The sequence below is a fragment of the Halobaculum sp. CBA1158 genome (assembly GCF_021431925.1).
In the GTDB taxonomy this organism is placed as follows: Archaea; Halobacteriota; Halobacteria; order Halobacteriales; family Haloferacaceae; genus Halobaculum.
Window position 1 is genome coordinate 2,835,660 of record NZ_CP090371.1, and the last position, 25,195, is coordinate 2,860,854.

General features: G+C 69.1%; 23 protein-coding genes and 1 tRNA gene. 13 read left to right on the top strand and 11 right to left on the bottom strand.

Translation table 11 applies throughout. The features are described from left to right. Positions 1-49: 49 nt before the first annotated feature. The 5 genes from Hbl1158_RS14725 to Hbl1158_RS14745 all read right to left on the bottom strand — a co-directional run bounded on the left by Hbl1158_RS14725 (position 50) and on the right by Hbl1158_RS14745 (position 4,685). Positions 50-1,801, bottom strand: coding sequence for a hypothetical protein (locus tag Hbl1158_RS14725; protein ID WP_234298001.1), 1,752 nt, complete (start codon positions 1,799-1,801; stop codon positions 50-52). Position 1,802: 1 nt separating this feature from the next. Further along, positions 1,803-2,168 (bottom strand): hypothetical protein, encoded by a 366-nt coding sequence (locus Hbl1158_RS14730; protein WP_234298002.1) that lies wholly within the window; start codon positions 2,166-2,168, stop codon positions 1,803-1,805. A 100-nt stretch (positions 2,169-2,268) separates the two neighbouring features. Further along, a complete protein-coding gene (locus Hbl1158_RS14735) occupies positions 2,269-3,243 on the bottom strand; it encodes a MoxR family ATPase (protein WP_234298003.1) in 975 nt (324 codons plus the stop codon). Next, positions 3,236-4,390, bottom strand: coding sequence for a DUF4350 domain-containing protein (locus Hbl1158_RS14740; protein WP_234298004.1), 1,155 nt, complete (start codon positions 4,388-4,390; stop codon positions 3,236-3,238). Before Hbl1158_RS14740 ends, Hbl1158_RS14735 begins: the two co-directional genes overlap by 8 nt. A gap of 22 nt (positions 4,391-4,412) precedes the next feature. Next, positions 4,413-4,685, bottom strand: coding sequence for a hypothetical protein (locus Hbl1158_RS14745; RefSeq protein WP_234298005.1), 273 nt, complete (start codon positions 4,683-4,685; stop codon positions 4,413-4,415). A 119-nt stretch (positions 4,686-4,804) separates the two neighbouring features. On the opposite strand from Hbl1158_RS14745, the gene Hbl1158_RS14750 reads away from it, so the two are divergent. The 3 genes from Hbl1158_RS14750 (at position 4,805) to Hbl1158_RS14760 (ending at position 6,706) form a co-directional block, all read left to right on the top strand. Further along, entirely contained in the window at positions 4,805-5,440 is a 636-nt protein-coding gene (locus tag Hbl1158_RS14750) for a metal-dependent hydrolase (RefSeq protein ID WP_234298006.1), read from the top strand. Positions 5,441-5,779: 339 nt separating this feature from the next. Continuing rightward, complete coding sequence (locus Hbl1158_RS14755) at positions 5,780-6,226, top strand: 30S ribosomal protein S6e (RefSeq protein WP_234298007.1); 447 nt, start codon at positions 5,780-5,782, stop codon at positions 6,224-6,226. Positions 6,227-6,253: 27 nt separating this feature from the next. Beyond that, positions 6,254-6,706 carry a hypothetical protein gene (locus tag Hbl1158_RS14760; protein ID WP_234298008.1) on the top strand — a complete coding sequence of 151 codons (453 nt, stop codon included), beginning with the start codon at positions 6,254-6,256 and terminating at the stop codon, positions 6,704-6,706. Between the two features lie 53 nt (positions 6,707-6,759). Here Hbl1158_RS14760 and Hbl1158_RS14765 read toward each other — a convergent pair whose 3' ends face one another. After that, a complete protein-coding gene (locus Hbl1158_RS14765) occupies positions 6,760-8,205 on the bottom strand; it encodes a response regulator (RefSeq protein ID WP_234298009.1) in 1,446 nt (481 codons plus the stop codon). Between the two features lie 200 nt (positions 8,206-8,405). Between Hbl1158_RS14765 and Hbl1158_RS14770 the strand changes: the two genes are divergently transcribed. Beyond that, complete coding sequence (locus tag Hbl1158_RS14770; protein WP_234298010.1) at positions 8,406-8,906, top strand: DUF5807 family protein; 501 nt, start codon at positions 8,406-8,408, stop codon at positions 8,904-8,906. Positions 8,907-9,079: 173 nt separating this feature from the next. Here the strand turns inward: Hbl1158_RS14770 and Hbl1158_RS14775 are convergent, their stop codons facing one another. The 3 genes from Hbl1158_RS14775 to Hbl1158_RS14785 form a co-directional block, all read right to left on the bottom strand. Then, entirely contained in the window at positions 9,080-9,238 is a 159-nt protein-coding gene (locus tag Hbl1158_RS14775; protein WP_234298011.1) for a hypothetical protein, read from the bottom strand. A 430-nt stretch (positions 9,239-9,668) separates the two neighbouring features. Beyond that, positions 9,669-10,889, bottom strand: coding sequence for a phosphohydrolase (locus Hbl1158_RS14780; protein ID WP_234298012.1), 1,221 nt, complete (start codon positions 10,887-10,889; stop codon positions 9,669-9,671). 132 nt (positions 10,890-11,021) lie between these two features. Beyond that, positions 11,022-11,492 carry a universal stress protein gene (locus Hbl1158_RS14785; RefSeq protein ID WP_234298013.1) on the bottom strand — a complete coding sequence of 157 codons (471 nt, stop codon included), beginning with the start codon at positions 11,490-11,492 and terminating at the stop codon, positions 11,022-11,024. Positions 11,493-11,662: 170 nt separating this feature from the next. On the opposite strand from Hbl1158_RS14785, the gene Hbl1158_RS14790 reads away from it, so the two are divergent. From Hbl1158_RS14790 to cgi121, 4 genes are all read left to right on the top strand, one after another. Then, positions 11,663-12,601, top strand: a complete 939-nt coding sequence (locus Hbl1158_RS14790) for an alpha/beta hydrolase (RefSeq protein WP_234298014.1) — start codon at positions 11,663-11,665, stop codon at positions 12,599-12,601. 125 nt (positions 12,602-12,726) lie between these two features. Further along, positions 12,727-13,371 (top strand): helix-turn-helix domain-containing protein, encoded by a 645-nt coding sequence (locus Hbl1158_RS14795; RefSeq protein ID WP_234298015.1) that lies wholly within the window; start codon positions 12,727-12,729, stop codon positions 13,369-13,371. A gap of 136 nt (positions 13,372-13,507) precedes the next feature. Continuing rightward, positions 13,508-16,009, top strand: a complete 2,502-nt coding sequence (locus Hbl1158_RS14800) for an ATP-dependent DNA helicase (protein ID WP_234298016.1) — start codon at positions 13,508-13,510, stop codon at positions 16,007-16,009. Further along, a complete protein-coding gene (cgi121, locus tag Hbl1158_RS14805; protein ID WP_234298017.1) occupies positions 16,006-16,548 on the top strand; it encodes a KEOPS complex subunit Cgi121 in 543 nt (180 codons plus the stop codon). Before Hbl1158_RS14800 ends, cgi121 begins: the two co-directional genes overlap by 4 nt. A gap of 125 nt (positions 16,549-16,673) precedes the next feature. Here the strand turns inward: cgi121 and Hbl1158_RS14810 are convergent, their stop codons facing one another. Then, positions 16,674-18,050 carry a hemolysin family protein gene (locus tag Hbl1158_RS14810; RefSeq protein WP_234298018.1) on the bottom strand — a complete coding sequence of 459 codons (1,377 nt, stop codon included), beginning with the start codon at positions 18,048-18,050 and terminating at the stop codon, positions 16,674-16,676. A gap of 162 nt (positions 18,051-18,212) precedes the next feature. Next, positions 18,213-18,286: transfer RNA gene (locus Hbl1158_RS14815), tRNA-Gln, on the bottom strand. 333 nt (positions 18,287-18,619) lie between these two features. On the opposite strand from Hbl1158_RS14815, the gene Hbl1158_RS14820 reads away from it, so the two are divergent. The 5 genes from Hbl1158_RS14820 to Hbl1158_RS14840 are packed head-to-tail and all read left to right on the top strand — an operon-like array spanning position 18,620 to position 25,101. Further along, entirely contained in the window at positions 18,620-19,345 is a 726-nt protein-coding gene (locus tag Hbl1158_RS14820; protein ID WP_234298019.1) for a DUF1028 domain-containing protein, read from the top strand. 10 nt (positions 19,346-19,355) lie between these two features. Then, complete coding sequence (locus tag Hbl1158_RS14825) at positions 19,356-21,029, top strand: ABC transporter substrate-binding protein (protein ID WP_234298020.1); 1,674 nt, start codon at positions 19,356-19,358, stop codon at positions 21,027-21,029. 13 nt (positions 21,030-21,042) lie between these two features. Continuing rightward, complete coding sequence (locus tag Hbl1158_RS14830; protein ID WP_234298021.1) at positions 21,043-22,002, top strand: ABC transporter permease; 960 nt, start codon at positions 21,043-21,045, stop codon at positions 22,000-22,002. Then, positions 22,002-22,910, top strand: a complete 909-nt coding sequence (locus tag Hbl1158_RS14835; RefSeq protein WP_234298022.1) for an ABC transporter permease — start codon at positions 22,002-22,004, stop codon at positions 22,908-22,910. The genes Hbl1158_RS14830 and Hbl1158_RS14835 overlap by 1 nt, the downstream gene beginning before the upstream one ends. Next, entirely contained in the window at positions 22,903-25,101 is a 2,199-nt protein-coding gene (locus Hbl1158_RS14840) for an ABC transporter ATP-binding protein (RefSeq protein WP_234298023.1), read from the top strand. The genes Hbl1158_RS14835 and Hbl1158_RS14840 overlap by 8 nt, the downstream gene beginning before the upstream one ends. Positions 25,102-25,195 lie beyond the last annotated feature (94 nt).

Genomic DNA, 25,195 nt, shown 5'->3' on the forward strand with positions numbered 1-25,195 from the left:
TTCGGTCTGGCCGATAGTTACCGATTAGTGTCATAATTGTTGTGGTCAGCTATCGTCGTTCGTTGATCCGGCGGACGAGGAAGTACCCGATGAAGAACGGAGTGGCGAACGCGAGCCACCTGACGAGGTCGATGATGCTGGCGATCAGGCCGTCGGCGTCGGTGGCGATCAGCCGTTCGCTACTCTCGCCGTAGTACGGTCCGTCGACCGTACCGGACCGGATATCCGCACGCCAGGGATCCCCGTCGAACGATGCCGAGACGTACGTCGACGTCTGTTCGACGGTCGCCGTCCCGTCGTCGCCAGTCACGACCGTATCGCTCGCGGCCCCTTGTACGGAGAGCTCACGATCAGCCAGTCCCGTCCCGGTGGTGGCGTTCTGCAGCCGGAACGTCACCTCGCCGTCGGACTGCTCGACGATCTCGATCGAGGATCGGCGAACCGTCACGGTCGGCTCGGATTCGACCGGCACGTCGCGTCCGAACAGGTCGGTCGCATCCAGGATCTGACTCGGAACCCCGGCGATGAACATGCTGTCGACCACCGTCGGCTCCGTCGTTGTCATGTTGACCTGCGGTCCGAGCGTCGGCTCCTCGTCGGCGATCTGCGACTGTTCGACCGTCTCGATTCGGGGGCTGGTCGGCTCGTCCACCGCCTCGGTGTCGACGACGCTCTGCGGGCGGGCGTACGAACTCGTCAACTTCGTCTCCAACACGTGCGGGAAGTCGAACGTCTCGGTGTCTCCGGAGTCCGTGGCGATGTGCCCGTGCGTGTACCTAGTCGTCGAGTAGATTCCCCAGTTGTTCTCGATCTGCGTGCCCGAACTGAAGTTGAGCCGCGACCAGATCTGGCGGTCCGTGATCGACTCCGGACCGTCGAACCGTACCGCGAGATAGCCCGTGGACTGCCCCTCGATGTCGACGTACCGTTGGGAGATCGTCGCCTCCTGGTCGTCGACCACGCGGACGGTCGCAGTATCGCGAACAGTAACGCTACCGGCCTCTTGCTGTCTCGGTTCCTCGTCGACGATACTCCCGTTTTCGTTTCGGGTGATAACCGTGTAATCCATCACCGCGACGATGGTGGTCTCGATCGTCAGCGTCACCTCGCCATCGCCGTTCGCGCCGGCGTAGTCGATGACTCGGCCCTCCGGGTCCTCGGTTGCACTCCCGACCTCGCGGCCGTTGATCGTGACGACTCGACGCTCCACGCCCGTCTCGTCCTCGTTTATCTCCTGATCTGTCACCTCGTTCGTGAAGTTCCCCGGGGCTGAGTCGACATCCGGTTCGGGGAGGTTTCCGTCGTCGATGCGGTAATCGAGGAAGTTGAGCACCCGGCCGTCGGCGGGAATGAACTCCTGATCGGTTCCGTCGATCGGGGTCACCGGAGTCGCACCTTCGACGGTACCGAGATACGTCACGTGTGCGTCCTTGATCACTCCGGTGGCTGAGTCGCGAAGCCGTGATTCGGGGAGGTACTTGCTCGTCGAGTCGTTTCGGTCAACGCCGCGGAGTTGTTCGATACGGTAGTCGCTGTAGGAGCGGTCGTCCGAACCGAACGACCGATCCGTGGTGCGGTAGTAGATGTCGAACGCGGCACCCAACTGGGCGAGGTCCGAGGAGTTCGTATCCGCGATCGACTGGTCATCCGGATCGTCGGCGTAGAATATTCGCTCGGGTCCCGTCGGCCACTCGTCTACCGGTCGGTCGTCGGCGAGCGCGAGCGGGGCCACGCCGGCGCTGAGTACCATCGCGACCGCGACGAGCGCGGCGAGTTGGCGATGCCGGGCCGAGCGAGCCATGTCAGAACAGCGTCGCCTGGATCAAGCCGACCGCGACCTGGATGATCGCCGCACCGGCGAGCGCGATGAAGGTGTTCCGGATGCGCGTCTTGCCCTTCTGCAGTTTCTCCTCGTTCGCACCCGCAGTCATCCATTGCAACAGGCCGAACGCGCCGTTCGGCACCGCGACCGCGCCGATGACGAGGACGAGCAGATCGGCGATCTGCTGGAACTGGTCCTGAATCTGCTGCTCGCGTTCCTCCTGCGTGGGCGTCGGTGTGTGATTGTCTGCTGCGACGGGAACGGCCATGATTCCCAAGACGATCGAAATCAGCGCGAGGAACTTCACCGCACGCATCGGAGCAGAACCGCCCGCAGTTGCTGTCATGAACAAATACGGCGTCGTCAGAGCATCAATTAAATATACTGGATTTCTACCCGACAGATAGTAGCAAATAATGTAGTAGTTACGTGGTATCTAAGCGGCCTCATTCGATCTCGCCGTCCGCCTCCACCGCCCGCGCTTCCGGCGGCTCGACCGACTCGACGGTTCGCTCGACGATCTCGCGGGGCGACTCCCCGGCCAGTTCGGCGTCGGTGTTCACCACCACCCGGTGTGCCAACACCGGCTCGGCGAGCGCCTTCACGTCGTCGGGGATGACGTACGACCGCCCGCGGATCGCCGCCCTCGCCTTGGCGGTGTGCAACAGCGCGAGAGTTCCTCGGGGGGAGGCCCCGTGTTCCAGCGAGGGGTCGTCGCGGGTCGCCGCGATCACGTCGAGGACGTACTCCGCGACCGCGCTCGCGACGTGCACGTCGGCGACGGCGTCGATCGCCGCGGACAGGTCCGCCTCGGTCACCACCTGCGAGACGGCGTCGGGGCCGAGGTTCGGTTCGGCGTCGAAGCGGTCGATCAGTTCGCGCTCGACGTCGCGGTCGGGCAGATCGACGACGAGCTTGAGCTGGAAGCGGTCCCGCTGCGCCTCGGGGAGTTCGAACGTCCCCTCCATCTCGATGGGGTTCTGCGTGGCGATCACCATGAACGGCCGCGGCAGCGACAGCGTCTCCCCGCCGATCGTCACCGTCCGCTCCTCCATCGCCTCAAGCAGCGCCGACTGGGTCTTGGGCGTCGCCCGGTTGATCTCGTCGGCGACGACGACGTTCGCGAACACGGGGCCGCGCTGGAGTTCGAACTCGCCGGTGGACTCCCGGTACACCTTCGTACCGGTGATGTCGGCGGGGAGGATATCCGGGGTCATCTGGACCCGGGTGAACTCGAGGCCGGTGGCGCGGGCGAAGACGTTCGCGATCGTCGTCTTCGCGACGCCGGGAACCCCCTCGAGCAGGACGTGTCCGCCGGTCAGCGCGCTCACGGTGAGCCGTTCGAGGACGCGCTCGTTGCCGACGAGCACCTCGTCGGCCGCCTCCCGGATCGCCTCGTACACCGCCGCCGGATCACTCATCGTCACGCGATTGCGGTCCGCGCGGCAAAACGCCTCCTATCACGCGCCGGATCCGCCGACGGTCCCAGTCGGGGTGGCGACGCTCCAACAGCGCCACGAGCGCCTCCCGGTCGGCCGCCCGCTCGTCGTCGCCGACAGCCGCGGTTCCGGTTCCGTCGCCGACGGCGTCAGCGGTCTCCCCGTCGCCGTCGCCGGCGGCGATGCCTCGGCGGACGAGTCCCGTCGTCCACCGCCTGAGCGTCCGCCATCGGAGGATCCCGGCGACGCCGACCAGCGCGACCAGAGACTGGAGCCACGGCGTCGCGCGCAGCGTCGCCAGCGCGACCACGGCCGGCGGGCGATCGGACCGGTGTGAGAGGTCGAGGATGGCTCGCTCGTGAGCGCCGAACAGGTTCGCGGCGAGGCGTTCGTTGCCGGGGCGCTCCAGCATCGCGTTGAGGAACACGCTCGGGTCCGAGAGGACGTACACCGTCCCCGCACCGACGCGCTGGCGCACGAGCACCGGCCGTCGCTCCAGCGACTCGTCGTCGTCGAGTTCGCCGTCGCCGTCGGCGTCGAGATACGAGAAGCGCGACGAGCGAACCAGGACGGCGGTTTCCTCGCGGGAGTCGTCGACCACGACCGCAGTACCGTGGTTGAGAGTGAGTCTGTCGACGCCCTCCGTCTCGGGCGCGTCGGTGACGTTACTCGCGATCGGAAGCGCCGGTGCGCGGTGGTAGTTCCGCTCGTCGCGCAACGGCCGGCCGTCGAACCGGGCGCTCGCGCCGGCGGCGGCGGCGACGTCGTTTCCGTGACCGCCGAAGTCCGCCGCGACGAGGAGGGTGCCGCCGCGCTCGACGAACCGTCCGACCCGCCGGCGGTCGGTCGCGTCGTACGGGCGGTCCGGCGCGAGCACGACGGCGATGGTGCCGTTCGGGTCGGCGTCGGCGTAGGCGGTCGTCTCGGTCGCGATCGACACGTCCGCGCCGGCGGCCTCGGCGACGCCGCGGAGGTCGGCCGCGCCGTCCCAGTCGGCGTCGTACACGCCGAAGTCGGCCGGCGACGTGCTCGCGCCGACGGCCCCGGCCAGCAGCAGCGCCGCGATCAGTCCGACGAGGAGCCACCGCGGGCCGGACCAGCCCCGGGGGTCGCGCCAGTCGTCAGCCACTCGGGTCACCTCCGTCTATCACTCAGATCACCCCCGGCGGGAGGATGGCGAGCACCCGCCGGACGACGATGTAGGCGAACACGCACAGCCCCACCGCGATCACCGCTCGGAGGCGCGTCCGCCACCGCGGCGTCACCGCGATCGGAGCCGTGAGTTCGGCGACGACGAGCACGCCGATGAGCGAGACGACGACGAACAGTTCGTACTCGAGCGCGGACAGCAGATCGAGTACCAGCGCCGACGCGAGTAACCAGGCGATCGACGCGTACAGAAAGCGCTCGCGCCGAGCCGTCATCGTACCCGCATCTCGGGTATCGGACTACTAACTCTGTCGCCTCGACCGGTCGGTCGATCCGCAGGTGACGCACGACCGACCGACAGCCACTTTGCCGCGTCGGCGGGACGTGGACCCGAATGCTTCCGTGGGGACACGCCGCGCTCGGCTACCTTCTGTATTCGGCGTGGCGGCACCTCCGGACCGGACGGCCGCCCGGCGGGTGGGCCGTCGTCGGGCTGGCCGTCGGGACGCAGTTCCCCGACCTGATCGACAAGCCGCTGGCGTGGACCGTGCCCGTGCTCCCGTCGGGACGGAGCCTGGCGCACTCGCTCGTGGTGATCGTTCCGGTCACGGTCGCCGTCGCCGCCGCGGTGGTCCTCATCCGTCGCGCACGCCGGGACGGAGCCCCGGACGGCCACACAGCGGACGCGCCGGCGACGCCCGCGGTCGCGGCCGCCGGCGGGTTCGCCTTCGGGTGGTACGCGCACCTCCTGGGCGACGCCTACCGGGTCGTGCTCCCGGGCGAGGCGTGCGTCTCGTACCTCCTGTGGCCGGTCGCGCCCGTCTGCGGCTACGCCGAGAGCGACGCCTCCATCCTCGGCTTCTTCCTCGAACTCACGCCGACTCCGGCGATCGTCGCCGGCCTCGCGCTCACAGCGGTCGCCGTCGGCGTCTGGTGTCGCGACGGGACGCCGGGACTGGCAGCGGTGCGCGCGGTCGCCGGCGGCGTCGCCGGCGCGGTCGCAGAGCGCGTCGGGAACGGGAGACCGTAGCGCGACGGGCGCGTCCGACCCGTCCGTTCGTCGGGACTCTCTCGCGAGCGCGCCGTTCGCGAGACCGACGGTCTCGTGAGCGCACGAATCGCGGAGCGATTTGTGAACGCCGTTTCCCGTGGTCCTCGGCCTCACGGCCTCGGACCACGTTTTCGTTTCTGGGCGGCGCGCCCGCAAGCGCGCCGCACGTGGCCGTGGCCTCGGTCGCTACGTTCGCGGGTCACTCCGTTCCCCGCTCGGCTCGTGGCCTCACTCCGTTCGGCCACGCAGCGCTCGTCCTCGCATCTCTCGGCCACGCTTTCGACGGTCTTTTCTCTCACCGTCGAGCATTCACCCGTAATGGCCGAATTCAAGATCGTCGTCGGCGACGACACCGGCGACACGCGGCAGTTCGACGTGGACGGACAGGACGCCAACCGATTCCTCGGGAAGGAACTCGGCGAGGCCGTCGACGGGGCCGCCGTCGACATCGACGGCGTCGACCTGACGCTGACGGGCGGCTCCGACAAGGCCGGCCGCCCGATGCGCGAGGACGTCCCCGGCAGCGAACTGAAGGAGCTCCTCCTCGAGGGCGGCGTCGGCTACAAGCCCTCCCGCGACGGCGAGCGCAAGCGCGTCACCGTCCGCGGCCGCCAGGTGTCCGAGGAGACCGTCCAGATCAACGCCCGCGTCGAGGGCTCCATCGCCGAGGCGCTCGGCGAGGAGACCGAGGACGAGGAAGCGGCCGACGCGGAGGCTGACGACGCCGAGGCCGACGGCGACGAGTCGGACGACGACGAGGAGTAACTCCCCGCCCTCACCGGTTTCGCGATCATGAGCGACAGACTCGCCAGCGACGCCGCGGACGTGAACAGCCTGCGCGCCCGGCTCGCGCGCTCGGGAGGAACCAGACTCCCCTGCTTGCGGATCCCCGAGGAGGCCGCCCTCTCGGCCGGCGACGAGGTCCGACTCGTCCTCGACGGCCACCAGCGCCACGCCGAGGTGACGAGCGACTCCACGGGCCTGCTCGTTCGCGGCGCGTACGACGACCGGCGACGCATGCGCGAGGCGACCGACGCCGACGGCGCGGGCGACGGCGGAGCGAACCGCCTCGTCGAGTGGGCGCGCGAGCACGACCGGGAACCCGGCGACGCCGTGGACCTGGACGAGGTCGACCCGGGCTACCTCTACGGCCTGCGCGTCCCCGGCGACCGCGCCGTCTACACGGTGACGAAGCGGCCCGACGAGGGGCTGCGGGACATCGCGGAGTCGCTGTACGACACCTGAACACGGAGCGTCGACCGGGCCGTCCCCCGACCGGTCGGCGGAGTCCGCCGCGGTCAGTCCGCGGAGCCCTCGACCGTCCCGCCGCACTCGACCCCGGTGACCTCGAAGCGCGCGCCGCCGTCGACGCTCTCGGTGGCTTCGATGTCCCAACCGTGCGCGTCGACGATCCGCGTGACGATCGACAGCCCGAACCCCGTCCCCTTCTCGATGGTGGTGTAGCCGTCGTCGAACACCTCCCCGCGCTGTTCCTCCGGGATCCCCTGTCCGTCGTCCTCGACGTAGAATCCGTCGCCGCCCGGGAGGACGCCCGCGGTCAGCCGGACCGTCGTCTCGTTGTGTTCGATGGCGTTGCGCAGGAGGTTCTCGATCGCTTCCTTGAGCCGGACGGGATCGCACTCGATCGGCTCGCTCGACTCGACCGCCAGACGTGCGTCCCCCATGGCGACGTTGTGCTCGGCCGACTCGATCACCTCCTCGAGCGCGACGGACTGGGCCTCGTTGACCGCCTCGCCCGTGCGTGCGAGCGACAGGAGGTCCGACAGGAGTTCGTCCATCCGCTCGATCGCCCGGGCGCTGGCGTCCAGGTGGGGGCTGTCGAACTCCTCTCGAGCCAGACCGAGATGGCCGTCGGCGATGTTGACCGGGTTGCGAAGGTCGTGGGCGACCGTCGAGGTGAAGCGGTCCAACTGCTCGTTCGTGGTCGCCAGTTCGCGCTCGCGCGTCTTCCGGTTCGTGATGTCGCGGGTGAATCCCGTCATTCGCTCGACCGTCCCCTCCTCGTCGACGACGGGTTCACACTGGGACTCCACCCACAGCTCGACCGACTCCGACGGCCGGACGCGGTACTCGACGCTCTGTGAGTGTCCCGCCGTGGCCCGCTCCATCGCCGCCCGGACCCGGTCCACGTCGTCCGGATGAACCCGATCCAGGAAGGAGTCCGGCTCCGCGTACAGCTCCTCGGTGGGCTGGCCGAACAGCCGCTCGTGGGCCTCGTTGATGAACAACAGCTCCGACCAGTCGGCCGAGAACACCCAGAGCGCGTCGTTGGCGACTCCCGCCAGCTCGTGGAGTCGGTCGTTGACCCGCTCGGCGCGGCGCTCGGCACGCTGCCGGTCGACGTACGTGGATATCTTCCGCGCCAGCAGTTCGTGTTGCGCACCGACGGCCTTCTCGATGACGTAGTCGGTGACGCCCGCCGAGATCGCCTCGCTGGCGACGTGCTCGCTGCCCGTCTCGGCGAACATGATGAACGGGAGCTCCGGGTCGGTCTCACGAACCGATCGGAGCAGTTCGACGCCGGTCCCCCCGGGCATCGAGTAGTCGCTCACGACGCAGTCGATCCCGCCCTCGTGGAACCGTTCCAGCGCCGCCGACGGCGAGTCCGCCGTGTCGACGGCGATCCGGTCCGACTGCCGCTCCAGTCCCTGTCGGAACAGATCGCGTAGCTCCGGCTCGTCGTCGACGTAGAGGACGGCGATCTGATCACCGGCCGAATTCATCTGTCCGGTCCTGCTACTCATCTGACCTATATAGGAGTCGCGATCCAGCTATCAGGACTGAATCGAGCGTCGTCAGCGACCGCTCAGCCGGGCGATACCGACCGGTATGGCGCGGCTGGCGGACGACGGACTCTTCGGCGACCGATCGACCTCGGCCCGCGACGGACGACCTTTTACCACTCGACCGCCGATTCGGAGGCATGACCGACGACGCCGCCGATCCCGGCACCGTTGACGACGCAGGCGAGAAGCTCGCGGAGTTCCTCGCGGGCGAGCGCCTGGACGACGTGGCCATCTACCTCACCCACGACCACCTCGACGAACAGGGGAAGATCGCGAACATGGGCGAGGCCGTCGACGGCGGCGTCGTCCTCGTCGTCCCCGGCGACGACGGCCGGCAGGCGTTCGCCGCCGGCACCGGGATGGACCCGATGCAGTTCGCGAAGGGAGCGATGGACCGCAACGGCGTGATCCACCCCGACCTGGGCGGCGGCGAGTGTCCCGACGCGGCTGCGGACCCCGAGGCGGACCACCGCGCGGAGTTCCTCTTCGCGTTCGGCGAGGAGCGGAACGAGGGCGTCGGCGGCCTCTACGCCGAGGGCGACGTGATGCACGCGTACGCCCACTGTCGCTGCGGCACCGACTACTCCCACAAGTGGGTCATGGGCGAGTACAGCGAGGACGCCGTCGTCGAGGAGTAGCTCGGCAGATCGCGTCGCGGGCGCGGGTCGGGGATCGGCTCGGTGGACGAGTTAACACTCCGGTTCGAATCCGGATCCCACGACCGGTGCGCCGGTCGAAATCGACCGCCCATCAGACGACCGTTCGGTGATTCACACTCATCGAGTCTGCTTCTGTGTGGTATCCACGGCGATCATGCGAACTGGTTCTGAAGAACTTCGATCCACTCGACGGTTTCAAAATCGGACAGACAGTCTGCACAGATCACCACGTCTTCCAACACGGTATTGCCTTCTAGCAGCAGAGTACGGTGTTCTAAAGCAGAACCAGCACAGGAGAAACACTCGTCCATCAGAAGGAATCGTGACACCTGAGATGAATAAATAGGCGCGTTATCGAAAAAGTGAGTGAATAGCTCACAAACGCGGTTAGTAGACGCTCCTGTACTGGCCGATCCGAGTCCCCGTGGGTCCGAGAAGAGCGAATGCAGGATACACAGAAGGTTTCTAACAACTGTTTTACAGTCAATAGGACGGAATAAATCGGGGTCGGCGGGCGTGATTGTGTTTTGAACGACGAGATTCAAACAGAACCGAGTCCACCGAGAACGTGGCAAGCGCCGCCGCTCTCGAGTGTTGAGCGACGGGGTAGGTCAGTCGGCGATCGCCGTCGTGGCGGAACCACGTGGCTGAAAGGTGCCGCCTGACCGTGCCGTCGACTCTACCTTTCGGGCGTCCGTACAAAGGGCCTCCGGTCGGACGGCGTCGCGCGGCGCTGGTCGCCTACTCGGCGGCGTCGGCCGCGTCCTCGGCGGCCGCCTCGCTGGCGACGGCCTCGAACGCCCGGAGGATGACGCGCTTGGCCGTCGCGCCCTCGCTGCTCCAGTGGTGGGCGAAATCGAGCATGTCGTCGTAGATGTCCGGCATGCAGCCGGCGGCCTTCGGGTGGCCGCCGCCGTTCACTCGACCGGCGACCTCGTGACAGCGCTCGAACTCCTCGGAGCCGCGGATCGACGCCGAGCCGGAGGGCTTGACGATCACCGCGGCGTCCATCCCCTGCTCGCGGAGGGCGTCGGCGACCTCGTTCTGCGAGCACCGGCCGTAGGTGACGCCGACCGACCAGTCGCCGACCTCGTGTTCGACCGCGCGGCCGACCGCCTTCTCGATCAGGCGCTGCTTTTCCACGCGGCGCTGTTCGACGTACTCCATCGCGACCGGCGGCAGGTCGACGCCGTACGCGCCGACGACCGCGGCGTACTCCTCGCCGCCGGTCCAGTAGGCGAAGTCGGCGAGGTCCTGGGAGCGCTCGTCCTCCTTCAGCCAGAGGTCGTGGTCGCGGGTGACCGCCGCGAGCTCGGCGAAGCGCTCGTCGAAGTCGTGTCCCAGCGAGCGGAGGGTCACGTCCGTCGAGCACTCCTCGTCGCTCTCGCCGACGACGAGGTCGATGCCGAGCTCGCGGACCGACGCCGCCAGCTCCTCGCCCCACTGGTGGTGGTCGAACCAGCGGACCGACTCGGCGCGGCGGACGACCGCGCGCAGGTCCTCGGCGATGTACTGGAACTCGTCGGGGCAGATGTCGCAGACGAACACGTCCGCTCCCTCCTCCAGGTACTCGGCGGCGTATCCGAGGTCCTCCTCGAAGGAGTGCGGTCCCGAGGGCAACAGCGCGACCGGCGACTCCGGGAGGTCGTCGCCGTCGTCGTCACCGTCGCCCTCCTCGCCGTACTCCTCCTCGTAGGTCCCGTCGAGTCTCGCGCGCCGACGCGCCTCGAACGGGTCGGGGGCGAGCGCGGCGTCGTACGCCTGGCGGATCAGCGCCACGCAGCCGAGGCCGTCGGCGTCGGAGTCGGTGATGACGACCGCCTCCGCGCCCTCGATGGCCTCGCGAGCGCGCTCCTCGGCGCGGTCCTCGTCCAGCGAGTCCGGGTAGAAGAAGCCCGTCCCGGGGAGGCGCGACTTGCGCTCCAGGGGAAGGGTGTCGCTCTCGATGAGTTCGTCGTCCATACCCTCCGAGTCACGGCGCTGAGTGAAAACAGGCGTGATCGGGGGCCGAGGGCCGGAGGGCGGGGAACGGGAGACGGGGGTGGTCGCGTCGACGGCGCGGGATACGACGGCGATGCAGTCGCCGTCGACCGCTCAGACGGGTGCGCTGTCGTAGCCGCCGGCGTCGCCGTTCTCGCCCTCCAACTGGCGGACGGTGAGCACCGGAACGGGACAGGTCCGGACGACGCGCTCGGCGACCGAGCCGATGAGGAACCGGTTCTCGCCGTGGCGGCCGCGGGTGCCGGAGGCGACGAGGTCGGCGTCGATCTCGCGGGCGTAGTCGGCGATCTCGTTGGCCGGGCGGCCCTCGCGGACGACGGCAGTCACGTCGCGGTCGGCGCGCTTCTGCACCTCGACGATCGCCTCGCCGCCGCGCTCTTGAAGCGCGTGGCGCATCTCCTCGCGCACCGCCTCCGGCGAGGAGTCGACCTCGCCGCTGTCGACGACGTACAGCGCGTGGACGGCCGCGTCGAAGCGACCGGCCAGGTCCAGCGCGGCGTCGACCGCGCGGCGCACGCTGTCGGAGCCGTCGGTCGCCACGACGATGGTGTCGATGTCGGGCATTACGCGAGTGTACTCCGGGCGATCCCTTAACTCCCGGCGTGTCCGGGTCTCGCTCGCGCGAACACGGAGCGCTGGGAGGCCTGTCGCGACCGGATCGACGGCCGATGAATAAAAACTCCCGGATGAATGCGGCACCACGCCGATGCGAACCGCACGCCACTATCGACGTGATGACGACACCGCCGGCGGGTCCCCTCGGCGAGCGAGCCGATCGAGGCGAGCGAGCGGGACGGCCCGACCGAACCGATCGGAACGATCGAGGCGACGCCGAGGCGACGACCGCCCCGGTTTCGGCCGAACGACGGGTGGCGTACACCGAGTACGGATCGCCCGACGGCGCGCCCGTCGTGTTCCTCCACGGGACGCCGGGATCGCGCCTGCTCGGCGGACTGTTCGATTCGGTCGCCGCGGACGCCGGAGTTCGACTGCTCGCGCCCGATCGCCCGGGATACGGCAGGTCGCCGCCGTGGACCGGCCGGTCGGTTTCCGACGGCGCTCGGATCGTCGCCGCGGTCCTCGACGACGCCGGCGTCGCCGAGGCCGACCTCCTGGCGTTCTCCGGGGGCGCGCCGTCCGCGTTCGCGACAGCGGCGACGCGCCCGGACCGCGTCGGCCGGGTGGAGGTGGTCGCCGGCGCGCCGCCGCCCGGGATCGTCGACCACCGCCCGGCGGTACAGGCGGTCCTCGGCGGACTGGCGACGACGACGCCCACGCTTCTCCGGGGTCTCCTCGGCGGCCAGGCGTGGCTCGCGCGACGCCTCGATCCGTCGTTCGTCGTGGGGCAGTACACGACCGGCGATCCGGCGGAGGCCGTCCCCGAACGGACCGCGGCGATCGTTCGCGAGGACTTCCTCGAGGCGTTCTCGCGCTCCCGTCGCGGTGCGGTCACGGAGTTTCGCCACGCGGCGGACGGCTGGGACGTCGATCCCGAGGCGGTTCACGCCGAGGTCCGACTGTGGCACGGCAGCGACGACGCGAACGTCCCGATCGACGGGGCTCGTCGCCTCGCGTCGACGCTCCCGGCCGCCCGGCTCCGGGTGATCGACGGTGCTGATCACCTCCAGACGCTGCTTCGGGCCGCGCCGGCGGTCCTGAGGGGCGAGTCGTGAAGGGCGAGTCGCGAGGGGCGAGTCGCGAGGGGCGAAGGCGGCCCGCGGGAGCGGCCTCGCTCGACCGGTCGGACACGATCACGGGGGTTGATACGCCGATCGGTCCGATCCCGTTCGACGCCGGCATGAAACGCGTCCAGATCTCGACGACGTATCCGGACCGCCTCATCCACCCGCTTCACCGGCGGGTCATCGAGGGGGAGGCCCTGACTCGGGCGGAACTGCTGACGTGGAGCCCCACGGCGGACGCGACGACGCTGTTCTGGTGTGACGGGGAACTCGCGGCGACCGAGCGGGCCGTCGACGCCGTCGAATCGGTGGTGGACAGCAGACTCGTCGCTGACGGCGACGGGACCTACGCGTTCCTCAGACAGGACGACTACGAGTTCGCGTCGTCGATCCTGGAGGCGGTCTCGGACGCGCGGGTGGCGTTTCTCCCGCCGGTCGTCTTCCGCGAGACGGGCGACGTTCGGTTCGAGGCGGTCGGAGAGCCGGCGGCGCTCAGCGACTTCCACGGGGAGCTGTCCGAGTTGGGCGAGGCCGCCATCGAGCGGGTCCACGCGTTCGAGCGGAGCCGCTCGCCCTCGCGGCTCACCGACCGACAGCGGGCCGCGCTGGAGGCAGCCGCCGCGACCGGCTACTACGAGATACCAAGGGAAGGCACGGTCGCGGACGTGGCGGAGGCCCTCGAATGTTCGACGAGCACGGCCGGGGAGTTGCTCCGGAAGGCGGAGGGCGCTGTGATCCGAGCGTTCCTCGCGTCCGAGTGATCACGTCCGTCGCTGTTGCGGTCGCCGTCGCCACCGCTGTTGCCGGCGCATCGTCGCCATCCTCTCCGTCGCCATCGACACCGTCGCCGTTCCCGGCTCCGACAGTTTAAACCCGAGAACCCCGCTACCTCGGGTAATGAAACCCTCCGACGTGTCGACGCTCCCCGACGGCGTCCCCGAGGCGCTGGAGGCGGAGGGGATCGCGGAGCTGTATCCGCCGCAGTCGGCGGCCGTGGAGGCGGGCGTCGCCGACGGCGACAGCGTCGTCGCCTCCGTGCCGACCGCCTCGGGCAAGACGCTGATCGCCGAGCTGGCGATGCTGTCGTCGATCGCCCGGGGCGGGAAGGCGCTGTACATCGTCCCCCTGCGGGCGCTCGCCAGCGAGAAGAAGACCGAGTTCGAGCGCTGGGAGGAGTTCGGCGTCGACGTGGGCGTCTCCACCGGCAACTACGACTCCGACGGCGAGTGGCTCGCCTCCCGCGACCTCATCGTCGCCACCAGCGAGAAGGTCGACTCGCTGGTCCGCAACGGCGCGCCGTGGGTGGACGACCTCACCTGCGTCGTCGCCGACGAGGTCCACCTCGTCGACGACTCCGGCCGCGGCCCGACGCTGGAGGTCACTCTCGCGAAGCTCCGGCGGATCAACCGAAATCTCCAGGTCGTCGCGCTCTCGGCGACGGTCGGCAACGCCGACGAGGTGGCCGGCTGGCTCGACGCCGAACTCGTCGAGTCCGACTGGCGGCCGATCGACCTCCGGACGGGCGTCCACTACGGCAGCGCGATCAACTTCGACGACGGCAGCCAGCGGGAGGTGTCCGTCGGGACGGGACAGAAGCCCGAGGCGGCGCTGGTCGCCGACGCCCTCGACGAGACGGTCGACGGGACCCGCGGCTCCTCGCTGGTGTTCGTCAACTCCCGACGCAACGCCGAGGGCGCGGCCAAGCGCCTGACGGGCGTGACCGACACGCGGCTGGAGCCGGAAGAACGGGCCGAACTCGACGAGTTGGCCCGCGAGATCCGCGACGCCTCCGACACCGACACCGCCGTCGATCTGGCCGACTGCGTGGAGACGGGCGCGGCGTTCCACCACGCCGGCCTCTCGAGCGAGAGCCGGTCGCTCGTCGAAGACGCCTTCCGCGACCGGCTGATCAAGTGCGTCTGCGCGACGCCGACGCTCGCGGCCGGCGTCAACACGCCCGCCCGCCGGGTGATCGTCCGGGACTGGCGCAGGTACGACGGCGAGTTCGGTGGGATGCAGCCGCTCGACACCCTGGAGGTCCACCAGATGATGGGCCGGGCGGGCCGTCCCGGGCTGGACCCCTACGGCGAGGCGGTGCTGCTCGCGAACGACCGCGACACCATGGACGAACTGTTCGAGCGCTACCTCTGGGCCGAGCCGGAGGCGGTCCGGTCGAAGCTCGCGGCCGAGCCCGCGCTGCGGACGCACGTGCTCGCGACGGTCGCCTCCGGGTTCGCCACCACCCGCAGTGGACTGCTCGAGTTCCTCGACCAGACGCTGTACGCCAGCCAGACCGACGACGACGATCGGCTCGCGACCGTCACCGACCGGGTGCTGGAGTACCTCGCTGCCAACGACTTCCTCGAGCGCGACGGCGACACCCTCACCGCGACGGGGATCGGACACACGGTCTCGCGGCTCTACCTCGACCCGATGTCCGCCGCGGAGATCGTCGACGGCCTTCGCGAGGGCGTCGAGTCCGGCGGGACGGACGCGGCCGAGTCGCCGGCGCGGACCCGCCCGAGCGACGACGGGGAGGCCCCCGACGACGCCGAGGTCGGTTTCGTCACCGGGAGCGACCTCGCGGCCGAGGCGGACGGCGACGCGGACAGCGGGGGCGAACCGGACAGCAGAAGCGACGCGGGCGGCGACGGAGAACACACCGTCGGGGACGGTCCGACGCTGTCGGCGTTGGGGCTGTATCACCTCGTCGCGCGGACGCCCGACATGTACCAGCTCTACCTGAAGTCGGGCGACCGCGAGACGTACGAGGAGCAGTTCTACGAGCGCGAGCCGGAGTTCCTCGGTCACGCCCCCTCGGAGTTCGAGGACGTGGCGTGGGAGGACTGGCTGGCGGCGCTCAAGACCGCCCGGCTGCTGGAGGACTGGGCGAGCGAACTCGACGAGGACACCATCGCCGAGCGGTACGGCGTCGGCCCGGGCGACATCCGGGGGAAGGTCGACACCGCCGAGTGGCTGCTGGGCGCGGCCGAGCAGCTCGCGAGCGAACTCGACCTGCCGGCGGTGCGGGACGTTCGCGCGGCGAGAAAACGGGTCGCCGACGGCGTCCGCGAGGAGCTGCTCGACCTCGTCGGCGTGCGCGGCGTGGGCCGAAAGCGCGCCAGGCGGCTGTTCGAGGCGGGCATCGAGACCAGCGCGGAGCTTCGCGAGGCCGACAAGTCCGTCGTCCTCGGCGCGCTCCGCGGGCGCGAGAAGACCGCCGAGAACGTCCTGCAGGCGGCCGGGAGACAGGACCCCTCGATGGACGGCGTCGAGGCCGACGACGACGCGACCGCGAGCGCCGTCGCCGCCGACGGCGACGGAGAGAAGGGTGAGACCAGCGGCGGGGAGCGCGGGGACGCCGACGACGGACAGGCGACTTTCGGTGATTTCTCGTGAGGCTCGTCGAGGGGACGGCGCGGATCGACGACCTCGACGACTTCCTCGGGGAGTTGACCGCGATCGGCGCGGCGACCGACTGCACCGTCCAGGCGTTCGACGCCCGGTACGTCGTCGACCGCGCGCACCTCGAACGGGCGCTCGAACGCGCCGACCGCGCCATCGCGCGCGGCGAAAACGTCGCCCGCGACCGCGGCGTCGAGGTCATGCTGTACGCCGCCGGCCGTCGCCAGATCGACCGCGCGCTCGCGATGGGCGTCGAGGAGGGCGAGGGGCCCGTCGTGGTGCTCGTCGCCGCCGACCCGGAGACGGAGACGGCGACGGGGACCGGGGCGGGACGCGACGACGAAGGGGAGCGGGAACGGGCGGCCGCCGACCGCGTCCGCGACCTGCTCGACCCGGGCGAGGCGCTCGGGGAGTACGACGAGGCGGTCGTGCGCGACTACTTCGACGTGACCGACGCCGAGTTGGCGGCGACCGCCGGCACGCTCGCGGACGTGATCCACGAGCGCGTCGCGCTGCTCGACGTGCGGAAGTGAGGAGGCGAGGTCCCGGGAGAGCGCAGAGCCGAACGCGGGCCGGTCGCGCCTCGCGAGCGCGGAGCCGTCCGCCGTCGTTCCTCGTCTGCGGTCACCCCTCGTCCGCAGTCACTCGCGGTCGGCGATCACTCCTCGTCGGCGTCGTCGGCAGCGTCGCCGGCGGGGGAGTCGTCACCGAGAGAGTCGTCGCCAGGAGAGCCGTCGCCGGGAACGTCGCCGGCACCGTCGCCGTCGACCGCGGCCGTCCGCTGGAGGAACATGCGCCGGATGCGCTCGCCGTCGATCTGTTCGATCGTCACGGCGACGCCGTCCAGGTCGATCCGTTCGTCCGCACGCGGGACGCGACCGAGGCGGTGGTAGACGTAGCCGGCGAGCGTCTCCGCCCCGGCGGGCGCGTCGGCCGCCATCGCCGTGTCGAAGACGGCGTCGATCCGGTTGAGGAACACGTCGCCGCGGACCATCACGCCGTCGGCGACCGTGCGGACGCTGGCCTCGACGCCGGCGTCGAACAGGTCGCCGACGACCTCCTCGAGCACGTCACCGACCGTGACGATCCCGACGACATCGCCGTCGTCGCCGGCGACTATCGCCATCCGAACGCGCTCGTCTTGCATGCGCGTCAACAGCGCGTCGATCGGCTCGCCGCGCGACACGGTCAGCGTCGGCGTCGCGAGGCGTTCGACGGGCACGGACTCGTCGAGCGCGAGCGTCCGCTCCAGGTCGCGCAGGTCGACGATACCCCGGGGCTCGTCGAGCGACCCGTCGTACACCGGGAGCCGCGTCACGCGCTCGTCGGCCGCCAGCGTCGCCGCGTCGCGGATCGAGGTCGCGGCGTCGACGGCGACGACGTTCTCACGCGGCACCATCACGTCACCGGCGGTGATCGTGTGGAGGCCCAGCACCGACTCCACCATCGCCCGCTCGTCGGCGTCGATCTCGCCGCCCCGCTCGGCCGTCCGCGCCAGCGCCGCCAACTCGTCGCGGGTGACGTACGGGGCCTCGATCCCCGCTTCGCCGCCGACGGCCGCACTCAGCCGCCGGGTCACCGCGTCGAACGCGCTCACGACCGGGCCGGCGGCGCGCTGGAAGCGGCGGAGCGTCGGAGCCGACCGGAGCGCCCAGGACTCGGCGTTCGCCACGCCGTAGGACTTGGGGACGATCTCGCCGAACACCAACACGACGACGGTGAGCAGCACCGTCGACACGGTCACCGCAACGCCGGCAGGGAACGCGGCCACGAGGATCGCCGTCGCCACCGACGACATGGCGATGTTGACGACGTTGTTCCCGACGAGGATCGTCACGAGCAGCCGGTGGGGGTCCGAGCGCAACGCCTCCAGCACGGCTCCGGGACCACCGCGTTCGGCCAGGACGCCGATTCGGTGGCGCTCCACGCTGAATATCGCGATCTCGCTGCTGGAGAAGAACGCCGAGCACGCGAGCAACACGAAGATGAGCCCCGAGCCGACGACGGGCAACGAGAGCGGATCGAATGCGGCCATACCACGAGCGTGACGCGGGGGACGTAAATCGGTCCGGGGCAGCGACGGTCTCGCGACGGCGACGCTCTGCCGAGGCGGTCGAGATCCGTACACCCCTTCGTTTCGTGTGGAAACCGCCGTACTACGCCCGTAGTTTCGTCGAGTAGAAACGGCCGAGAGAAGTAGTCCATCCTGGATTCGAACCAGGGTCGTTGCCCCCAGAAGGCAACAGGATTGGCCAGCTACCCCAATGGACTGCCACGTCGCCGGTCCGCGTTCGGATCTCGGCATCGGACGTATGCCGCTGGGAGTTATGAGTGTTGCGAAGTCGGGAGGGGGCGACGGCGGTCGGCGATCGACGGCCGTGCCGGAAGCGCGGAACCAGCGCGGACGCGACGTTCCATGAAATCCACGATCTACCACGTACTCCGAAAACAGAGTCAAATATATCGGCCGGTATCCGAAAAATAATCTCAAACCACCGAATCAACATCACCATTTTCTGTTGTGTTGAGTCAGATATCCGGCGAATTCCTTCACAATGCGATAGCTTATCAGTCTCCGTTGGCCTTGGGAAGATGTGACGCGATATGGGAGAGCGTAACAAAGACGAGTATCGGACGGACGGGTTCGTGCCCGGGACGTTCTCGATTTCGGCCCACGACCCGGAGGCCGACGAGTTCGGCGTGGCGGTCAGCACGGCGCTCGTGGGCGTCGGCGCGCTGTGTCCGTTCGTGAGCGAGAACGCCGCGGTGGCGACGCAGTCGTTCGTGAACGTGTCCCACGGGGCCAACGCCGTGGACATGGCCGACCGGGGCGTGAGCGTTCCGACGGCGTGTGACGCGCTGTTGGAGGACGACGAGCACGCGAGCTACCGACAGCTTCACGGCATCGACGCCGACGGACGCACGTTCGCCTTCAGCGGCGACGACTGCGTCGACTGGTACGGTCACCTCGAGCGGGACGACCACACCGTCGCGGGCAACATGCTCGACAACGGCGACGTGATCGAGGAGATCAGCGAGACGTTCACCGAGGCGGAGGGAGAACTCGCCGAGCGACTCATGACCGCGCTCGAGGCCGGCCAGGGGGCCGGCGGCGACAAACGCGGGAAGATCAGCGCCGCGCTGCTGGTCCACTCGCCGGACCCGAAACTGTACCACAACCTCCGCATCGACAACTCCGACGACCCCGTGGGGGACCTGCGCGAGGCGTTCGAGTTGGGCAAGCAGACGGAGCGTGACCTGCCCGCGTCGACCGATGAGATGCTCGGGGAGTACCCCGACGAGATACTCGACTTCGGACTGAAGTACTGACGAATCCACAATGAGCGACGACACCACATTCGACCCGACAGACATCGACCGCCGCCGCTTCCTGAAGGCCACGGGCCTCGCGGGAGCCGGCGGAATGACCACCATCGCCGGCTGCTCCGGCGGCGGCGACGGCACCGAGACACCGACCGACGGCTCCGGCGACGGCGACAGCGACGCCACGCCGGCGGAGACCGAGGACCCCGGCGAGGTCCAGGAGGGCGGGAGGCTCATCTGGGGACACAGCGAGGTCACGCAGAACCTCGACATCCACCAGACCGCGACGGCGAGCACCGGCCGGTTCCTCAACAGCGTCTACGACGCCCTCGTCGGCCTGACGAGCGACCTGGAGCTGTCCACGGATCCCGACATCCAGAGCCCGGGCCTCGCGACCGACTGGGAGGTCAGCGACGACCTCATGACGTACACGTTCACGCTCCGCGAGGGGGTCACGTTCCACGACGGGACGGAGCTCACCGCGGAGGACGTGAAGTACAGCTACGACCGGATCGCGAATCCGGACACCGGCGCGATCATGCAGTTCGTCTTCGGCTCGACCGAGTCCGTCGAGGTCGAGGACGACTACACGGTCGTCGTCAACCAGTCCGAGCGGTACCAGCCGTTCCTCCGGCAGCTGGCGTTCTCCGGCACGTCGATCGTGCCCGCGGACTCCGGGGACCAGATCGGCGACGAACCGATCGGGACCGGCCCCTTCCAGTTCGTCATGCGCCAGCAGGGGAACCGCGCGGAGCTCGAGGCGTTCGACGACTACTGGGGAGAGGGACCGTACCTCGACGCCGTCGAAGAGCGGACCGTCACCGACCCCGACAGCCGACTCACCGGGATCGAGGAGGGGGACTTCGACCTCATCAACGACATCCCGCTCGACGACGTCAACGACGTGGTCGGGAACGACAGCGACGACCTCAAGACGCGGACGTGGTCGCCGCTGTCGTGGGCGTTCCTCAACATGAACAACACCGAGCCGCCGTTCGACGACCCCGACTTCCGCAAGGCCGTCGACTTCTGCATCGACAAGCAGGGGCTCGTCGAAGGGGCGCTGTTCGGGAACGGCGAGCCGACCGCGAGCCCGAGCTTCCCGGCCAGCGCGTTCCGTAACGAGGAGATCTCCCCCCGCGAGCAGGACTTCGACCGCGCGGCGGAGCTGTTCGAGCAGTCCGAGTACGACGTCGACGAGTTCGACATCACGTTCAAGGTGACCACGAACTACCCATGGCACGTCGACGCCGCGACGATCCTCCAGCAGTACTTCCAGCAGGCGGGGCTCAACGTGGAGATCCAGCAGCTGCAATGGAGCGACTGGCTCTCGCAGGTGTTCACGAACCAGGACTTCACCCTCTCGATGGTGAACTTCTTCACCTTCTGGGAGCCGGCGTACCTGTACACGTCGATGTGGACGAGCGACGGCTCGTTCAACTTCCGCGGATACGCCAGCGACGAGTACGACCAGGCCGTCGTCAACGCCGCACAGGCGGACAGTCGGGAGGACGCCATTCCGCACTACCAGGAGGCGCAGTCGATCATCCACGAGGACGTGCCCGACGTGATGCTGTGGTTCCGCGACGGGACGGTCGCAGCGAAGAACGACGTCTACGGACTCGACACGGTCCTCTCGCCGAACAACAGCGAACTCAACTTCGGCCGGGTATGGCTGGATCAGTCGTGAGTTCGACCGTGATATGAGCCTGGCACGCTACGCGGCTCGCCGAACCGTCTTCCTCATCGGAACGCTGTTCGGTGCCTCAGTCATCACCTTCGCGCTCGTGAACGTCCTCCCGGGCGACGTGGCGGTGATGATCCTGGGCACGAGCGGGAGCCCAGAGCAGGTAGAGACGCTCCGCCAGCAACTCGGGTTGAACCAGCCGGTGTACGTCAGGTACATCGACTGGATCGTCGGCGTCCTCCAGGGGGACCTCGGCAGGTCGCTGCGCTTCGGCGACCCCGTGGCGACGCTCATCGCCCAGCGGTTCCCCGCGAGCGCGTTCCTCGCGGTGTCGGCGCTGACGATCGCCGTCCTCGTCGCGATCCCGATGGGGATCGTCGCAGCGGTCGAGCAGAACACCTGGAAGGACTTCCTGACGAGCATCGCCGCGTTCGCCGGGATCAGCCTCCCGAACTTCTTCTGGGGGATGGTGTTGATACTGCTCATCGCGAGCTACGCCTCCCTGTTACCGCCCTCGGGCTACGTCAGCCCCTTCGAGGACTTCCAGGCCGCGGTCGCGCACGTCCTCCTGCCGGCGGGCGCACTCGGGTTCAGCCTGATGGCGCACATCACGCGGATGACGCGGTCGTCGCTCATCGAGGAACTCCGCTCCGGGTACATCAACCTCGCCAAGATGAAGGGGCTGTCGAGTCGCCGGATCGTGCTTCGGCACGCGCTTCGAAACGCGTTCCTCCCGGTACTGACGGTGATCGGCTTTCAGCTCGGATTCCTGTTCGGCGGGATCATCATCATCGAGCAGCTGTTCGCGTACCCCGGGCTCGGCAGGCTGGCGTTCAACGCCCTGCTCAACCGCGACGCGCCGCTCATCCAGGGGTCGGTGCTCACCATCGCGGTCGTGTTCATGACGAGCAACCTCGTCGTCGACCTCCTGTACGCCGTCATCGACCCGCGGGTCACCGCTGGAGGTGAGGCCTGATGGCCGCCGAGACCGGGACGACGACGGTGGTCGACGAGTACCAGCGCGAACGGCTGTACAGGTTCGCGCGCAGCGTCCGCCACAACACGAAGGCCGTCGTCGGCCTCGCGCTCATCCTCGGACTGGTCGTGTTGGCGGTCGTCTCGCCGATGATGATCTCACAGGAGGCGGCCAACGAGATGAACGTCCAGGACCGCTTCGCCCCGCCCAGCGCGGAGCACCCGTTCGGGACGGACAACTTCGGCCGCGACATGCTCTCGCGAACCCTGCTCGGCGTCCGCATCAGCCTCTACGTGGGGCTGACGAGCGTCGCCATCTCCTCGGCCGTCGGCGTTCCGCTCGGCGGGTTGGCGGGGTACGCGGGCGGCGCGGTCGACGACCTCGTCATGCGGACGATGGACATCCTGATGAGCTTCCCGCCGATCCTCGTCGCGATGACGATCACGGCGGTGATCGGGCCGACGCTCAACAACGCGATACTGGCGCTCGGGCTCGTGTACATCCCCTACTTCGCGCGGGTGACGCGCTCGGAGGCCATCTCCGTCTCCCAAGAGGAGTTCGTCGAGGCCGCCGAGGCGCTCGGCGAGCGCGACTCGTACATCCTGTTCAGGGAGGTGTTGCCCAACGCCGCCGCGCCGATCATCGTCCAGGCGAGCATCAGCATCTCCTTTGCGATCCTCGCGGCCGCGGGCCTGTCGTTCCTCGGCCTGGGCGCACAACCGCCGACGCCGTCGTGGGGACTGATGCTCCAGCAGGCGAAGCAGTACCTCACGCAGGCCCCGTGGATGGCGATCTTCCCGGGACTGGGCATCGCGGTGACCGTCCTCGGGTTCAACCTCTTCGGGGACGGCATCCGCGACGTATTAGATCCGAACGCGAGCACCGAGTTCGGGGTGGCCGATGAGTAGCGAATCCACGCGACCGACCGACGCCAGCGCCGTTCCGACCGACAGCGACCGCGACGACGACCGCCTCCTCACCGTTCGGGGACTGGAGACCGTGTTCCGAACCGAGGAGGGAACGGTCCGCGCCGTCGACGAGGTGGACCTCACCCTCGATCACGGCGAGATCGTCGGGCTGGTCGGCGAGTCCGGAGCCGGAAAGAGCGCGACCGCGGAGTCGATCGTCCGACTCATCGAGTCGCCCGGCGAGATCGTCGACGGCACGGTCGAGTTCGACGGTCGGGACGTGCTCGAGATGGACGAGGCGGCGCTTCGCGAGTTCCGCGCCACCGACGTCAGCATGGTGTTCCAGGACCCGACGGGGACGCTGAACCCGACGATGACCGTCGGCACGCAGGTCGCCGAGGCGGTCCGCAGCAACGACCCGTCGCTGTCGGACGACGAGGCGAGGGAGCGCTCCATCGAGATCATGGAGCGCGTCGGCATCCCGAACGCGGCCGCCCGGTACAAGGAGTACCCCCACCAGTTCTCCGGGGGACAGAAACAGCGGATCGTCTTCGGGATCGCGATCGCGAGCGAACCCGACCTGCTCGTCGCCGACGAGCCGACGACGGCGCTCGACGTGACGATCCAGGCGCAGATCCTCGACCTGCTCGTCGAACTGCGCGACGAGTTCGGCATGAGCGTGCTGTTCATCACCCACGACCTCGGGGTCGTCCGCGAGGTGTGCGACCGGGTGATGGTGATGTACGCCGGCAGCGTCGTCGAGTCCGGCCGCGTCGAGTCGATGTTCGAGGCACCGCGGCACCCGTACACCAAGGGGTTGCTGGCCAGCAATCCCGGCCTCGACGCCGACGTGATCGGCGACAAGCCCGCCGACGCCGACCGCCTCCGCGTGATCGAGGGGTCGATGCCGGACCTCACCGGCAGCGACTTCCGCGGCTGTAAGTACGCCGACCGGTGTCCCGGCGCGACCGAGGACTGCCGCACGGCCCATCCGGACCTCGAGTCGCTCACCATCGACGGGGAGTCCCGCGAGGTCGCGTGCTACCGGCACGAGTCGATCGGCGAGATGGAGTACACCTACGACCACGAGACGCGGACGCTCTCGTGGCGCACCGACGAGACCGACACGGGCGACGACGGATCCCGGCCGGGAGTACCGGACGGCAGCGGGGCCGTCGACCGTCACGGAGCGCCGGTGCTCGAGGCGGAGGGACTGACGAAGCACTTCGAGACGGGGAACGTCATCGACGACCTCCTCGGCCGCGGCGAGACCGTCAGAGCCGTCGACGGGATCGACATCGAGATCGACGGCGGCGAGACGCTCGGACTGGTCGGCGAGTCCGGGTGCGGGAAGTCCACGGCCGCCCGCGCCATCCTCCAACTGCTGGAGCCGACGGACGGGACCGTGGTGTATCAGGGACGCGACATCACGGCCGCCTCGAAGCAGGAACTGCGGGGCATCCGACGGGACCTGCAGGTGGTGTTCCAGAACCCGCAGTCGAGTCTCAACCCCCGGCGGACCGTCGGGCAGATCCTCCGCCGGCCGATGAAGCTCCACGGCCTCGCAGACGCCGACGGTCGCCACGAGCGCGCTCGCGAGCTGGTCACCGAGGTCGGCCTCGACGAGCGCCACCTCGAACGCCGGCCCGGCGACCTCTCGGGCGGGCAACAACAGCGCGTCGCCATCGCCCGGGCGCTGGCAGTCAACCCGGAGGTGATCGTCTTGGACGAGCCCGTCTCCGGGCTCGACGTCTCCGTCCAGGCGCAGATCCTCAACCTCCTGTCGGACCTGCAGGACGACCTCGGCCTGTCGTACCTGTTCATCAGCCACAACCTCTCGGTCATCGAGCACATCTGCGACCGGGTCGCTGTGATGTACCTCGGCGAGTTGGTGGAGACCGGGACGACCGAGGAGGTGTTCGGGCCGCCGTTCCACCCGTACACCGAGGCGCTGCTGTCGGCGATCCCCGGACGCGTCGACGCGGACGACCGGATCATCCTGGAGGGCGACGTTCCCGACCCGTCGAACGTCCCCTCGGGCTGTCGGTTCCACCCGCGGTGTCCGCACAAGATCGGCGACGTGTGCGAGACGGAGGTGCCCGCGGCACACGACGCCGGCGACGGCCACGAGCTCAATTGCCACCTGCTCCGCGAGGAGTACCGCGACCGCGTCGACTGGGAGGAGATCTAGGGTCCGGCCGGGGACCGGTCGCCCCGGCCGGTCGATCGACGCCGGCGGCGACGATCCGCCGCCGAATTTCTCCGACGACGCCCCGGCGACAGCT

What these genes read in the sequence shown, in the direction of transcription:
- Hbl1158_RS14820 (WP_234298019.1), top strand. Translation starts at nt 18,620, where the DNA reads ATGGGAGAGCGTAACAAAGACGAGTATCGGACGGACGGGTTCGTGCCC.
- Hbl1158_RS14835 (WP_234298022.1), top strand. Translation starts at nt 22,002, where the DNA reads ATGGCCGCCGAGACCGGGACGACGACGGTGGTCGACGAGTACCAGCGC.
- Hbl1158_RS14765 (WP_234298009.1), bottom strand. Translation starts at nt 8,205, where the DNA reads ATGAATTCGGCCGGTGATCAGATCGCCGTCCTCTACGTCGACGACGAG.
- Hbl1158_RS14775 (WP_234298011.1), bottom strand. Translation starts at nt 9,238, where the DNA reads ATGGACGAGTGTTTCTCCTGTGCTGGTTCTGCTTTAGAACACCGTACT.
- Hbl1158_RS14790 (WP_234298014.1), top strand. Translation starts at nt 11,663, where the DNA reads ATGACGACACCGCCGGCGGGTCCCCTCGGCGAGCGAGCCGATCGAGGC.
- Hbl1158_RS14825 (WP_234298020.1), top strand. Translation starts at nt 19,356, where the DNA reads ATGAGCGACGACACCACATTCGACCCGACAGACATCGACCGCCGCCGC.
- Hbl1158_RS14730 (WP_234298002.1), bottom strand. Translation starts at nt 2,168, where the DNA reads ATGACAGCAACTGCGGGCGGTTCTGCTCCGATGCGTGCGGTGAAGTTC.
- Hbl1158_RS14780 (WP_234298012.1), bottom strand. Translation starts at nt 10,889, where the DNA reads ATGGACGACGAACTCATCGAGAGCGACACCCTTCCCCTGGAGCGCAAG.
- Hbl1158_RS14800 (WP_234298016.1), top strand. Translation starts at nt 13,508, where the DNA reads ATGAAACCCTCCGACGTGTCGACGCTCCCCGACGGCGTCCCCGAGGCG.
- Hbl1158_RS14810 (WP_234298018.1), bottom strand. Translation starts at nt 18,050, where the DNA reads ATGGCCGCATTCGATCCGCTCTCGTTGCCCGTCGTCGGCTCGGGGCTC.
- Hbl1158_RS14750 (WP_234298006.1), top strand. Translation starts at nt 4,805, where the DNA reads ATGCTTCCGTGGGGACACGCCGCGCTCGGCTACCTTCTGTATTCGGCG.
- Hbl1158_RS14760 (WP_234298008.1), top strand. Translation starts at nt 6,254, where the DNA reads ATGAGCGACAGACTCGCCAGCGACGCCGCGGACGTGAACAGCCTGCGC.
- Hbl1158_RS14785 (WP_234298013.1), bottom strand. Translation starts at nt 11,492, where the DNA reads ATGCCCGACATCGACACCATCGTCGTGGCGACCGACGGCTCCGACAGC.
- Hbl1158_RS14745 (WP_234298005.1), bottom strand. Translation starts at nt 4,685, where the DNA reads ATGACGGCTCGGCGCGAGCGCTTTCTGTACGCGTCGATCGCCTGGTTA.
- Hbl1158_RS14840 (WP_234298023.1), top strand. Translation starts at nt 22,903, where the DNA reads ATGAGTAGCGAATCCACGCGACCGACCGACGCCAGCGCCGTTCCGACC.
- Hbl1158_RS14770 (WP_234298010.1), top strand. Translation starts at nt 8,406, where the DNA reads ATGACCGACGACGCCGCCGATCCCGGCACCGTTGACGACGCAGGCGAG.
- Hbl1158_RS14755 (WP_234298007.1), top strand. Translation starts at nt 5,780, where the DNA reads ATGGCCGAATTCAAGATCGTCGTCGGCGACGACACCGGCGACACGCGG.
- Hbl1158_RS14725 (WP_234298001.1), bottom strand. Translation starts at nt 1,801, where the DNA reads ATGGCTCGCTCGGCCCGGCATCGCCAACTCGCCGCGCTCGTCGCGGTC.
- Hbl1158_RS14735 (WP_234298003.1), bottom strand. Translation starts at nt 3,243, where the DNA reads ATGAGTGATCCGGCGGCGGTGTACGAGGCGATCCGGGAGGCGGCCGAC.
- Hbl1158_RS14830 (WP_234298021.1), top strand. Translation starts at nt 21,043, where the DNA reads ATGAGCCTGGCACGCTACGCGGCTCGCCGAACCGTCTTCCTCATCGGA.
- Hbl1158_RS14795 (WP_234298015.1), top strand. Translation starts at nt 12,727, where the DNA reads ATGAAACGCGTCCAGATCTCGACGACGTATCCGGACCGCCTCATCCAC.